Raw genomic sequence first — 13,140 nt, forward strand, 5'->3', positions numbered from 1 at the left:
AAAGCGCTTTAGCAAAGTTGGCACAGTTTTCGCTTTAGTCTTTTTAAGACAAAAAAAGCCAGTTCCACAGATTCGTTCCACGACGAAGACAATGATAAATCCGGGAGAGTTAAGTATGTCCGCTGAACACGTTTTGACGATGCTGAATGAGCATGAAGTGAAATTCGTAGACCTGCGTTTCACTGACACCAAGGGTAAGGAACAGCACGTCACCATCCCTTCTCATCAGGTAAATGCCGACTTCTTCGAAGAAGGTAAAATGTTTGACGGCTCCTCGATCGGTGGTTGGAAGGGCATCAACGAATCTGACATGGTGCTGATGCCAGACGCCAGCACGGCGGTCCTGGATCCATTCTTCGAAGAATCCACCCTGATCATTCGCTGCGACATTCTCGAGCCAGGCACCATGCAGGGCTACGATCGTGATCCGCGCTCCATCTCCAAGCGCGCAGAAGATTTCCTGCGTTCTTCCGGCATCGCGGACACCGTGCTGTTCGGGCCAGAGCCAGAATTCTTCCTGTTCGATGATATTCGTTTCGGCAGCAGCATCCGTGGTTCTCACGTAGCTATCGACGATATCGAAGGCGCATGGAACTCCGGCACCAAATATGATGGCGGCAACAAAGGCCACCGTCCGGCAGTCAAAGGCGGTTACTTCCCGGTTCCTCCGGTCGATTCTTCACAGGACATCCGTTCTACCATGTGTTTGACCATGGAAGAAATGGGCCTGGTGGTTGAAGCGCACCACCACGAAGTGGCAACTGCAGGTCAGAACGAAGTGGCAACCCGCTTCAACACCATGACCAAGAAAGCCGACGAAATCCAAATCTACAAATACGTGGTTCACAACGTGGCTCACGCATTTGGCAAAACCGCGACCTTCATGCCGAAACCTATGTTCGGTGATAACGGCTCCGGTATGCACTGCCACATGTCGTTGTCCAAGAACGGGACTAACCTGTTCGCCGGCGACAAATACGGCGGCCTGTCTGAAATCGCCCTGTTCTACATCGGCGGTATCATCAAGCACGCTAAAGCGATCAACGCCCTGGCCAACCCGACCACCAACTCTTACAAGCGTCTGGTCCCAGGTTACGAAGCACCGGTCATGCTGGCTTACTCAGCCCGTAACCGTTCAGCTTCTATCCGTATCCCAGTGGTAGCCAGCCCGAAAGCGCGCCGTATCGAAGCCCGTTTCCCGGATCCAGCGGCTAACCCATACCTGTGCTTCGCGGCTCTGCTGATGGCAGGCCTGGACGGTGTGATTAACAAAATCCACCCTGGCGATGCCATGGACAAAAACCTGTATGACCTGCCACCAGAAGAAGAAGCTGAAATTCCAAAAGTTGCAGGCTCCCTGGATGAAGCGCTGGCTGCACTGAGCGAAGACCGCGAGTTCCTGACCCGTGGCGGCGTATTCACCGACGACGCGATCGACGCTTACATCGATCTGCGTAAAGAAGAAATGGACCGCGTTCGCATGACACCACACCCGGTTGAGTTCGAACTGTACTACAGCGTTTAAGTTTTACCGCGCCGTCTGCGGACGGCGCCCAGATTGAGTTGTTTTTTTGTTGCCGTGGAAACTTTCTGCCCATCTTCGGATGGGTTTTTTTCTCCACCGTATTTTCTGCAAAACTATTCCATACCGCACGCTGTGGGGATGGGGTAGGATAGATGCACTAAAAAGGTGCAGGAGTCTGCTGTATGGCAACTGGCAAGCTGCCCGATGCTGGGCAGATCCTCAATTCTCTCATCAACAGCATCCTGCTGTTGGATGATGATCTGGCGGTTCATTACGCCAATCCGGCAGCACAACAACTGCTGGCACAAAGTTCCCGTAAACTTTTCGGTACACCTTTGCCCGATCTGCTCGGCTATTTCTCACTGAACGTTGATCTGATGCGTGAGAGCCTGCGCGCCGGCCAGGGCTTTACCGATAGCGAAGTGACCCTGGTGGTTGATGGGCGCGCACATATCCTCTCCCTGACCGCCCAGGCGCTGTCTGAAGGCTATATCCTGATCGAGCTGGCGCCTATGGATAATCAACGCCGCCTGAGCCAGGAACAGCTGCAGCATGCTCAACAGGTTGCCGCCCGCGATCTGGTCCGTGGCCTGGCACATGAGATTAAAAACCCGCTTGGTGGACTGCGTGGCGCAGCACAACTGTTGGCCAAGGCCCTGCCCGACCCGTCGCTGACCGAATACACCAAGGTGATCATTGAACAGGCCGACCGCCTGCGCAATCTGGTCGATCGCCTGCTGGGCCCGCAACGCCCGGGCCAGCACATTACCCAGAGTATTCATCAGGTGGCGGAGCGCGTTTGCCAGTTGGTGTCGCTGGAGAAGCCGGATAACGTGACGCTGGTGCGCGACTACGACCCGAGCCTGCCCGAGATGGCACACGACCCGGATCAAATCGAGCAGGTGTTGCTGAACATCACCCGCAATGCGCTGCAGGCGCTGGGCGAAGCAGGCGGCACTATCACGCTGCGCACCCGTACCGCATTCCAAATCACCCTGCACGGTACCCGCTACCGGTTAGCGGCACGTATCGATATCGAAGATGACGGCCCCGGCGTTCCGGCGCAGTTGCAGGACACGCTGTTTTACCCAATGGTCAGCGGCCGCGAAGGCGGAACCGGTCTGGGTTTATCCATCGCCCGTAATCTTATTGATCAGCATTGCGGAAAAATTGAATTTAACAGTTGGCCAGGACATACCGAATTCTCGGTTTACCTGCCTATTCGCCAGTGAGGTTTTCTATGCAACGAGGGATAGTCTGGATCGTCGATGACGATAGCTCCATCCGCTGGGTGCTTGAACGCGCGCTCACTGGAGCCGGTGTGAGCTGCGTGAGCTTCGAAAGTGGCAATGCGGTACTGGAAGCCCTGGCCACGCAAACGCCTGACGTGTTGCTGTCTGACATCCGCATGCCGGGTATGGATGGCCTGGCGTTGCTCAAGCAGATCAAGCAGCGTCATCCCATGCTACCGGTCATCATAATGACGGCACATTCGGATTTGGACGCTGCGGTCAGCGCCTACCAGCAAGGGGCGTTCGATTACCTGCCAAAACCCTTTGATATCGATGAGGCGGTAGCGCTGGTAGAACGCGCCATCAGCCATTATCAGGAGCAGCAACAGCCGGCACGCAGCCAGCCGGCCAACGATCCGGTGGCAGACATTATCGGGGAAGCCCCGGCGATGCAGGACGTGTTCCGCATCATCGGTCGTCTGTCGCGTTCATCAATCAGCGTGCTGATCAACGGCGAATCCGGCACCGGTAAAGAGCTGGTGGCTCATGCCCTGCACCGCCATAGCCCGCGTGCCAAGTCACCCTTTATCGCGTTGAACATGGCGGCGATCCCGAAAGACCTGATCGAATCCGAGCTGTTCGGCCACGAGAAAGGGGCCTTTACCGGCGCCAATCAGATCCGTCAGGGCCGCTTTGAGCAGGCCGACGGCGGGACGCTGTTCCTGGATGAAATCGGTGATATGCCGCTGGATGTTCAAACTCGTTTACTTCGCGTGTTGGCAGATGGTCAGTTTTACCGGGTCGGTGGTTATGCGCCGGTCAAGGTGGATGTGCGTATTATCGCCGCCACCCACCAGAACCTGGAGTTGCGGGTACAGGAAGGCAAATTCCGTGAGGATCTGTTCCACCGCCTGAACGTGATCCGCGTACACCTGCCGCCGTTACGTGAACGTCGCGAGGACATCCCCCGTCTGGCCCGCTACTTCCTGCAAGTCGCGGCAAAAGAGTTGGGTGTTGAAGCGAAGAATCTGCATCCGGAAACCGAAACTGCCCTGACCCGCCTGCCATGGCCGGGCAACGTGCGTCAGCTGGAAAACACCTGTCGCTGGTTAACCGTGATGGCCGCCGGGCAGGAAGTGCTGATCCAGGATCTGCCGAGTGAGCTGTTTGAAACCTCAGCACCGGAAACTGCCGGCCATAGCCTGCCGGACAGTTGGGCCACGCTGCTGGCGCAATGGGCCGATCGTGCACTGCGTTCCGGTCATCAAAACCTGCTGTCGGAAGCGCAACCGGAAATGGAGCGCACGCTGCTCACCACCGCGCTGCGTCATACCCAGGGGCATAAGCAGGAAGCTGCCCGCTTGTTGGGTTGGGGCCGTAATACCCTGACGCGCAAGTTGAAAGAGTTGGGAATGGAATAGCTTGCGTTATTGATGAAAACAGCCGCATTCGCGGCCGTTTTTTTATCGATCAAATAACCCGAGAGAATTGCTGAGTGCGCGCCTGTTGGCGCAGGTAGATATCAAAGCACATGCAAATATTGCGGATCAGTAGCCGGCCACGCGGCGTGACGCGAATACCCTGCTCGTCACGTTCCACCAGCCCATCGCGTTCAAACGGCGCCAGCAGTTGCAAATCCTCAGCAAAATAGCTGGCGAAGTCGATGTCGAACTGTTGTTCTATCGTCGGATAGTCCAGCTTGAAATTGCAGATCAGCGTTTTGATCACCTCACGCCGCAGGCAGTCGTCCTCCGTCATCGCCAGACCGCGCCATAAGGCATGACCCTGCGCCTCTACGCTGCTGTAATAGGTCTTCAGCTCTTTCTGGTTCTGGGCATAGCTGTCCCCCAGCATGCTGATAGCGGACACGCCCAGCCCCAGTAAATCACTGTCACCCTGAGTGGTGTACCCCTGGAAGTTACGATGCAGTTTGCCTTCACGCTGCGCCACGGCTAGCTCATCATCCGGACGGGCAAAGTGATCCATGCCGATAAACTGATAGCCGGACTCGGTCAGGGAGGCAATGGTCTGCTGCAGGATATCCAGTTTCTGCTGCGCACTCGGCAAATCCGCGTCTTTGATTTTACGTTGGGCGGCAAACAGGTTTGGCATATGCGCATAGTTGAATACGCTGAGGCGATCCGGGTTCAGTTCCGCCACCCGTTGCAGGGTGTAGGCAAAGCTCTCCGGCGTCTGCTTTGGCAGCCCGTAGATCAGATCGATATTGGTGGAGTTAAAACCCAGTGCCTTGGCACGGGCGATCAGGGCGAAGATAAAGGCTTCATCCTGCTCACGGTTCACCAGCCGCTGCACCTCTTTATTGAAATCCTGTACCCCCATGCTCAGGCGGTTAAAGCCTTCACTGCGTAAATGATCGAGCACATCCAGCTCAATCTCGCGCGGATCAACTTCGATCGACATTTCCAAATCGGGGAGAAAATCAAAGTGTTGGCGCAACATTGCCACCAGCTTGCTGATTTGCACTTTGCTCAGGTAGGTCGGTGTGCCGCCACCCCAATGCAACTGGCCAACTTTACGCCCGGCAAACAGAGGAGCGCGCTGAGCGATCTCTTGTGCCAGCACCGCCAGGTATTCATCGGCCTTGTGCGTCTGACGCGTCACCAGTTTATTGCAGCCACAGAAATAGCAGAGTTTGTGACAGAATGGGATATGCACATACAGCGACAGCGGACGCTCTGGATAACGCGCAGCGGCGCGTTGAAACGCCGCTTCGTCATAGCCCTGGTTGAACTCCAGCGCTGTGGGGTATGAGGTATAACGCGGCCCTGAATAGTTATATTTCTGGATCAGGGCCAGATCCCAGACAATTGCCTGCTCTGACATGCTCACTCCTTCCGATATTTTTTTCTACCGGGCCGGGAAATGGGCAGTTGTCTACGCTGTCTGGCCGCGGAAGCGCTGCGAAAACGCGTTTTGCGTTTTGACAGCCGCCACAGTTTACCGAATAACCACAGCAGATAACACATTAAGAGTAGGGCTACTGTCAGGATCAACCACATGACGCGTTAAATTACGTCTTTCGGGTTACCGCCTTTCAGCAGTTTCAGGATATCTTCCCGCTTTTCTTCTTCTTCTTCGTCGTCATCGCCCAATTCAATGCCCAGTTGCTCCATCAGGGCATCGATACGATCCAGCGTCTGATCAACATAAGCTTGATCTTCGGCGTTCAGAGTCTCGCCGTCATCAATGCGATCCAGCAGTGCGTCCAGGCGCTCATCATTTTCCAGCTTGGCCAGTTCTTCTTCCGGCGTCAGACGTGGTTTAGGCTTGGCTTCAGCTTTTGGCTTGGGTTGTGGCTTGGCTTTTGGTTTATCTTCAACCACCAGCGCTACCGGCACTTTGCTGCCGATACGCGGATCTTTGGCCTGGGCTGCCGCTTTATTTTTTTGATTAGCCGACTCAACCTGGGTGCGAGAACCGGAAGCAAGACCACGGCGTTTTTTCTGACGCTTGTGTTCACGGGCTTCCTGATCGAGCTCCGCACGGCTTTTCTTTTTGTTTTTCGGCGTCGCCGCGCTGCTGCGTGGGGCGCGAGGTGCTTTTGATGGCTGGTTCATAGCGTATGCTCTTAGGTATGTAGATTCAGTATAGAGATAGATGCTATACGATTGCGGCGGAATCTAGCAGAAAGCGAACAAAGAAAAAAGGCGGCAGGTTAAACCTGCCGCCTTTTTACACCTTCTTTCGAAGGATATTCCTGCTACGCGCTCCGTGCGTACATTCAACATCCTGGTTTTTCCTTTTGCTATAAACGCAATCCCTGCCGCACTACGTCCTTCATCCTGAAGGGAAAATCGTCCATGGCGCAATCCGTTCGCATCCACTCTTCCTGAGCGCGCTTCCTGCGGGCATTCCAATCGCGGTAACTTCACCATCCTTGTGCTATTCGCATATTCAGATGCAAATAGGTCAATTCCTTCTGGGTTCATCCTGGCACTCCAGCACTTCCTGTGCACTCCATGAGATTTATCACCCTTCCCGGATGTTCCTTAATCCTGCACAGCCCTGTGCTGCAAGCTACTTTACGCGATCAAGGGGGAGTCTCAAGGTAGCTGCAGGGCTTTGGCACCACAAAGAGGACAACGGAGAATTAAATCATTGTTTTAAAATGGAAAGAATAAAAACAGCTTTCGAATAAAGCGACATTACCCCCTATTCGAATGGCGAATGTCTCACAAGCCCGGCCGGGTCTGACTACCATGCCCTGCTGCCACGACGCTTAAAAACAGAGAAACACACCATTTTTACCGCTGATGCAGTTATAATCGCCAATCAGTTAGCCATCCTCGCGGAGACGAAAAATTTTGACCAGCAAGAATTACAATTATCATGTGACCCATTTCGTCACCAGTGCGCCCGATATTCGCCATCTGCCGGGGGATGAAGGTATTGAAGTTGCGTTCGCCGGCCGCTCTAATGCCGGTAAGTCCAGCGCGTTAAATACCCTGACCAACCAGAAAGGCCTGGCGCGTACCAGTAAAACGCCGGGGCGTACCCAGCTGATTAACCTGTTTGAAGTGGAAGAAGGCATTCGCCTCGTCGACCTGCCGGGTTATGGCTACGCCGAAGTTCCTGAAGAGATGAAACGCAAATGGCAGCGTGCGCTGGGTGAATACCTGCAAATGCGTAACTGCCTGAAAGGCCTGGTGGTGCTGATGGATATCCGCCATCCGTTGAAAGATCTCGACCAACAGATGATTCAGTGGGCCGTCGATGTCGGTACACCGGTCATGCTCCTGCTGACCAAAGCAGACAAACTGGCCTCTGGCGCGCGTAAAGCGCAGCTTAATATGGTGCGTGAAGCGGTAGTACCTTTTATGGGCGATATCCAGGTTGAAGCCTTCTCTTCCCCGAAAAAAATCGGTGTCGACAAGCTGAGCCAAAAGCTGAACACCTGGTTTAACGAGATCCCACCGGAAGTGCTGCCGGAAGATGACGACACCGCCGGCGAATAACAATGCCTCAGGTGCCGCAATAGCCGATGTGGAAACGCATCGGCTTTTTTACACCCGCGATCCGCGATATCAGGCTATTTTCGTTATCTAATTACATTTTTGACTGAAATCCATCATAAACTCTTATGACGATTTAACGTTGAAAGTCCAACGGATGGGCAATTTCAGGGGATCGATTGAGGAAAAAGTGGGTCGGAGAGAATAGGAAAAACTTATGGCTTGGCTTTGTTTTTACAATAAAAAACGCCCCAGTCAATACTGACTGGGGCGGCTAAATATTCAGCCAAATCCGATTACGTGAAGTAAAAGGTCTGAAAGATAGAACATCTTACCTCTGTACCCTACGCGAGTAACTTTACATGATTTTTTCGCAGTGCAAAAGAATTTTTTGTAGTTTACTTACACAGTTTAGTGCGTAATAACGGCGAGGTTGTGGAAACAATCACCGTATCTTGTAGCTTAATTACAAAAACTGCTTAGGTTATCGCCAGTTAGCGCATCCACTGAAAGTCCGGCTGGCAAGCCACGGCATTCTTAGTGGGCTTCATCCCAGTTGGCACCCACGCCAACGTCGACTTTCAGCGGTACGGCCAACGCCATGCTGTTTTCCATCAGCTCACGAATACGCTGGTTGGATTCCTCAATCACCGACTCATGCACCTCGAACACCAGTTCATCGTGTACCTGCATAATCATACGCACCAGCGGCTTCTCCTGAGCTTGCAGCCAGGCGTCCACTTCGATCATCGCACGTTTGATGATATCGGCTGCCGTCCCCTGCATTGGGGCATTAATCGCCGCACGCTCGGCCGCCTTGCGACGCATACCATTACTGGAGCTGACATCCGGCAAGTACAGACGACGACCGTCCAGCGTACTGACATAGCCCTGGCTGGCGGCCTGCTGGCGGGTGCGCTCCATATATTCCAGCACGCCCGGATAACGTTCGAAGTAAAGGTCCATATAGCGCTGTGCTTCACCGCGTGGGATCCCTAGCTGTCGCGCCAGACCGAACGCGCTCATGCCATAGATCAGGCCAAAGTTAATCGCCTTGGCGCTGCGGCGCTGTTCGTTGGTCACCTTATCGAGCGGCAGGCCAAACACCTCGGCCGCGGTGGCACGGTGGATGTCCTCACCGGCTGCAAAGGCCTTCAGCAGCCCCTCATCCTGTGACAGGTGGGCCATAATGCGCAGTTCAATTTGCGAATAGTCGGCAGCCACAATGCGGTAACCTTCAGGGGCAATAAATGCCTGGCGGATACGGCGCCCTTCGTCGTTACGTACCGGAATATTCTGCAGGTTAGGATCGCTGGAAGAGAGACGGCCGGTCGCCGTCACCGCCTGATGATAGGAGGTATGTACCCGGCCACTGACCGGGTTAATCATCAGCGGCAGCTTGTCGGTATAGGTGGTTTTCAGCTTCGCCAAGCCACGGTATTCCAGGATCACCTTCGGTAACGGGTAATCCAGCGCCAGCTCAGCCAGCACCTCTTCATTAGTCGAAGGCGCACCACCCGGGGTTTTCTTCAGTATTGGCAGCTTTTGTTTTTCGTACAGGATCGCCTGCAGCTGTTTGGTAGATGCCAGATTGAAAGGCTCTTCCGCCAATTCATGGGCCTGAATTTCCAACTCAGCCAAGCGCTTGGTCAATTCAATGGAGTGTGTGGCCAGAATGCTTTGGTCAATCAACACCCCGGTTCGTTCGATATGCGACAACACCGGCAGCAGCGGCATTTCAATCTCATTGAATACCGTCAACAGTTCGGCGCTTTCCTTCAATTGCGGCCACATCGCTAAGTGTAGTTGCAGCGTGACGTCGGCATCTTCAGCGGCGTAAGGTGCTGCCTGCTCCAGTGCAATCTGGTTGAAGGTGAGCTGCTTTTTACCCTTGCCGGCAATTTCTTCGAAGGTCACGGTTTTGTGGCCAAGATAGCGATCGGACAAGCTGTCCATATCGTGGCGACCGCCTACGCTGTCGAGCACATAGGATTCCAGCATGGTGTCGAAAGCAATACCACGCAAGGTGATGTCGTAACGCGCCAGCAGGCTCATATCAAACTTCAGGTTTTGCCCGACCTTCAGCGCTTTCTCGTCTTCCAGCAGTGGCTTCAGCGTGGCCAACACATGAGCGCGATCCAACTGTGCCGGCGCATCAAGATAATCATGTGCCACCGGCAGATAAGCGGCTTCGCCCGGTGCAATGGCAAATGACAGGCCGATCAGGTTAGCGGTCAGGGTATCCAGGCCGTCAGTTTCGGTATCAAACGCGAACACTTCGGCTTTTTTCAGTTTTTCCAGCCACTCGGCGAAGGTGTCTTCATCCAGAATGGTGACGTAGCCTTCTTGCGACAGTGTTGCTTCTGCCGGAGCTTTTCCGGTTTCAGCAACTGCACTGGCAGAAGATTTCGCCGCGCTGGTTGCTTTCACTCCGGCGCCTTTCTTGCCTTCGAGCCAAATGCCGGCTTCGACATCCGCCAGCCAGCGCTTAAATTCATACTGTTTGAACAACTGCTGCAACGTATCTACGTCCAGCGGAGACACCTGGAGATCGGCGCAGGTCAGATCCAGCTCGACGTCAGTTTTGATAGTAGCCAGCTTGTAAGAGAGGTACGCCATCTCTTTGTTCTGTTCCAGCTTGGCCGCCATGGTTTTGGCCCCACGGAAGCTGAGCGTGGCGATGCTGTCCAGATTGGCATAGAGCACATCCAGTCCACCCAGGCCCTGTAACAGCCCCTGCGCGGTCTTCTCACCCACGCCAGGCACACCTGGGATGTTATCCGAGGCATCCCCCATCAGCGCCAGGAAGTCGATAATCAGCTCCGGCGGGATGCCGTACTTGTCGCACACTTCCTGCGGGCCGAGAATGGTGTTGTTCATGGTGTTGATCAAAGTGACGTTCGGCGTGACCAGCTGCGCCATGTCTTTATCGCCGGTGCTGATCAGCACTGCATGACCGGCTTTTTCAGCTTCCAGTGCCAGCGTACCGATGACGTCGTCCGCCTCAACGCCGGGCGTGACCAGCAGCGGCAGGCCCATCGCCTTGACCATTTTGTGCAACGGCTCAATTTGCGCACGCAGATCGTCAGGCATCGGTGGCCGGTGCGATTTGTATTCTGCAAACAGCTCATCACGGAAGGTTTTTCCTTTAGCATCAAACACCACCGCAACATGGCTTGGCTGGTACTGCAGCAGCAGGCTACGCAGCATATTCAGCACGCCGTACATTGCCCCGGTCGGTTCACCTGCGGAGTTGGTCAGCGGAGGGAAGGCATGATAAGCGCGGTAGAGGTAAGAGGAACCGTCAACCAGGATTAATGGGTTTTCTGCAATTTGAGCCATAGCGTTACTTTATCTTTATCGTGATCGGACATGACGGTAAGCATGCCATAGCTGGCCGCCTGAGACGAACCTTAGCGTGAATTAAGGGTGAAAATCCTGTGATCTTGCGAAGCGATCCGCAAGATCCTTCCTGTGGATAACTTTGTGCATAGAAAAGACAGCAAATTATAACGATGCGTTTATCGTTATAAGAGGAAATAAAATTCCTATTTAAATCACGGCGTTAAATGGCGTTATTTTGACTGAGGGTAATTATCGACTTTTACACAATTTGTGGATATAACTTGCGTCCAATTTTAATAGCACTATTCATCAAATTTGACACCTCAATTACCATAGCACAAGATGAGCAAGTTGCACGAAAACGCAGCAAATGCCTATTTCTCTCGCTATAAAACAGTTACCGTTTGCGGACGCTTTCTCCCCATAATTTCTGTTAAAATATTTTTTTGTTCATGCATACCGGCATGTAACGCTGTTCTCACCAACCGTCAGCCCATAACCATGCCAAGATTGTTATCCCCTGTTATTTTTATACTTTCTGCCCTGCTCGCCATTTTGGTGACCGTGCTCTGTTCGATCCCGATAACGCTGGCCGGTATCATTAAACTACTGGTGCCTTTTCCTGCCGTCTGGCGACGTATCTCAGCCTTTGCCGATTTTATGATGTGGTGCTGGTGTGTGGGGCTGGCACTGCTATTACGCATCAACTGGCAGCTGCGCTGGGATATTGAAGGGTTGGAAGGCTTGGAGCGCAAAAACTGGTACCTGCTGATCAGTAATCATGAAAGCTGGTCAGATATTGTAGTGTTGTGCGTGTTGTTCCGTAACCATATTCCAATGAATAAATACTTTCTTAAGCAACAGTTAGCCTGGGTGCCCTTTGTCGGCCTGGCCTGCTGGGCACTGGATATGCCATTCATGAAACGTTACTCGCGCGCCTATTTACTCAAACATCCGCAAAAGCGCGGGAATGACATTGAAACCACACACCGTTCCTGCGAAAAATTTCGTCAACGCCCAACCACTATCGTCAATTTTGTGGAGGGTTCGCGCTTTACTGAAGCCAAGAAAATTAAAACCCATTCGCCCTACCGCAATTTATTGGCTCCTAAAGCCGCCGGTATTGCTTTTACGCTCAGAGCATTAGGTAAGCAGTTCGATAAAGTGTTAAACGTCACTCTGCTTTATCCTGAAAATACGGAGCGGCCTTTTTTGGATATGTTGTGTGGCCGGTTGAAACGCGTAGTGGTAAGAATTGAGTTGCTGCCAATCGATGAAACCATGCATGGCGATTACTTTAACGATAAGCAGTTTAAGCGGCGTTTCCAGCTTTGGCTGAATACGCTGTGGCAGGATAAAGATCGGCTGCTGGATAAGTTGAAGCGACAGTAAGGAAAGAAAAAGCCGGCTAAGCCGGCTTTTTTACTCTAAATTTTGGTTACTTTTGTTCGCTGAGGAATTTAACCACGTCGGCGAATTGCTTCACGTAAGCATCCATCGAGCTGGTATCCAGGCCGTCGTTTTTAACCATGTATTTGCCGTTAACAAATACGGCTGGCACACCGCGCAGTTGCAGATCTTCTGCGGCTTTCTCCTGTTGAACCACCAGGGATTTCACCACGAAGCTGTTCAGGGCCCCATCATAATCAGCCGCGCTCACGCCAGCCTTCACAAACACATTGCGGATATCATCCGGAGTTTGCACGGTCTGGGTTTTCTGCACCGCTTCAAACATCAGTGGGCTAACTTTATCTTCCACACCCAACGCCATTGCCACAGCCCATGCCTGAGTCAGTTGTTTACCCAATGGCCCCAGGAATTCAACGTGGTATTTGGTCATTTTAGTGCCCGCAGGCAACGCCTTTTTCACATTTTCGGAAACGTGATACACCTGCTCAAACTGATAGCAGTGCGGGCAATAGAAGGAAAAGAACTCCAGCACCTGAGGTTCGCCGGTCACCGGCTTGTCCAGGGTGACGTACTGTGTACCATCGCTAAATTGCGCAGCCGAGGCACTGAATGCCATTACCATGCCAACGAGTGCCAACCATATTTTCTTCATAAG

10 protein-coding genes are annotated in these 13,140 nt (G+C 53.2%); 5 read left to right on the plus strand and 5 right to left on the minus strand.

Annotation, left to right across the window (positions count from 1 at the left end; all coding sequences use genetic code 11):
• Positions 1–115: 115 nt before the first annotated feature.
• The 3 genes from glnA to glnG all read left to right on the plus strand — a co-directional run bounded on the left by glnA (position 116) and on the right by glnG (position 4,178).
• Entirely contained in the window at positions 116–1,525 is a 1,410-nt protein-coding gene (gene glnA / locus QOT07_RS24830) for a glutamate--ammonia ligase (RefSeq protein WP_085120082.1), read from the plus strand.
• A gap of 182 nt (positions 1,526–1,707) precedes the next feature.
• Entirely contained in the window at positions 1,708–2,757 is a 1,050-nt protein-coding gene (glnL, locus tag QOT07_RS24835) for a nitrogen regulation protein NR(II) (RefSeq protein WP_099063934.1), read from the plus strand.
• An 8-nt stretch (positions 2,758–2,765) separates the two neighbouring features.
• Positions 2,766–4,178 carry a nitrogen regulation protein NR(I) gene (gene glnG / locus QOT07_RS24840; protein WP_085120084.1) on the plus strand — a complete coding sequence of 471 codons (1,413 nt, stop codon included), beginning with the start codon at positions 2,766–2,768 and terminating at the stop codon, positions 4,176–4,178.
• Positions 4,179–4,227: 49 nt separating this feature from the next.
• Here the strand turns inward: glnG and hemN are convergent, their stop codons facing one another.
• Both hemN and yihI read right to left on the minus strand, forming a co-directional pair.
• Positions 4,228–5,601 carry an oxygen-independent coproporphyrinogen III oxidase gene (gene hemN / locus QOT07_RS24845; RefSeq protein WP_099063935.1) on the minus strand — a complete coding sequence of 458 codons (1,374 nt, stop codon included), beginning with the start codon at positions 5,599–5,601 and terminating at the stop codon, positions 4,228–4,230.
• A gap of 182 nt (positions 5,602–5,783) precedes the next feature.
• Positions 5,784–6,335 carry a Der GTPase-activating protein YihI gene (gene yihI, locus QOT07_RS24850; RefSeq protein ID WP_283604240.1) on the minus strand — a complete coding sequence of 184 codons (552 nt, stop codon included), beginning with the start codon at positions 6,333–6,335 and terminating at the stop codon, positions 5,784–5,786.
• Between the two features lie 747 nt (positions 6,336–7,082).
• Between yihI and yihA the strand changes: the two genes are divergently transcribed.
• Positions 7,083–7,733, plus strand: a complete 651-nt coding sequence (gene yihA / locus QOT07_RS24855; protein WP_099063937.1) for a ribosome biogenesis GTP-binding protein YihA/YsxC — start codon at positions 7,083–7,085, stop codon at positions 7,731–7,733.
• A gap of 279 nt (positions 7,734–8,012) precedes the next feature.
• Here the strand turns inward: yihA and spfP are convergent, their stop codons facing one another.
• A complete protein-coding gene (spfP, locus tag QOT07_RS25960; RefSeq protein ID WP_071892919.1) occupies positions 8,013–8,060 on the minus strand; it encodes a small protein SpfP in 48 nt (15 codons plus the stop codon).
• A gap of 207 nt (positions 8,061–8,267) precedes the next feature.
• Complete coding sequence (gene polA / locus QOT07_RS24860) at positions 8,268–11,072, minus strand: DNA polymerase I (protein WP_262210735.1); 2,805 nt, start codon at positions 11,070–11,072, stop codon at positions 8,268–8,270.
• 504 nt (positions 11,073–11,576) lie between these two features.
• Between polA and yihG the strand changes: the two genes are divergently transcribed.
• Positions 11,577–12,467: a 1-acylglycerol-3-phosphate O-acyltransferase, YihG family gene (yihG, locus tag QOT07_RS24865; RefSeq protein ID WP_283604438.1), complete on the plus strand. Its 891-nt coding sequence runs from the start codon at positions 11,577–11,579 to the stop codon at positions 12,465–12,467.
• Positions 12,468–12,513: 46 nt separating this feature from the next.
• Here the strand turns inward: yihG and dsbA are convergent, their stop codons facing one another.
• The gene (gene dsbA / locus QOT07_RS24870) at positions 12,514–13,137 is read right to left on the minus strand and encodes a thiol:disulfide interchange protein DsbA (protein ID WP_020837681.1); all 624 of its coding nucleotides are present in this window, start codon (positions 13,135–13,137) and stop codon (positions 12,514–12,516) included.
• Positions 13,138–13,140 lie beyond the last annotated feature (3 nt).

Source organism: Serratia proteamaculans (assembly GCF_949794035.1).
GTDB classification, from domain to species: Bacteria; Pseudomonadota; Gammaproteobacteria; order Enterobacterales; family Enterobacteriaceae; genus Serratia; species Serratia proteamaculans.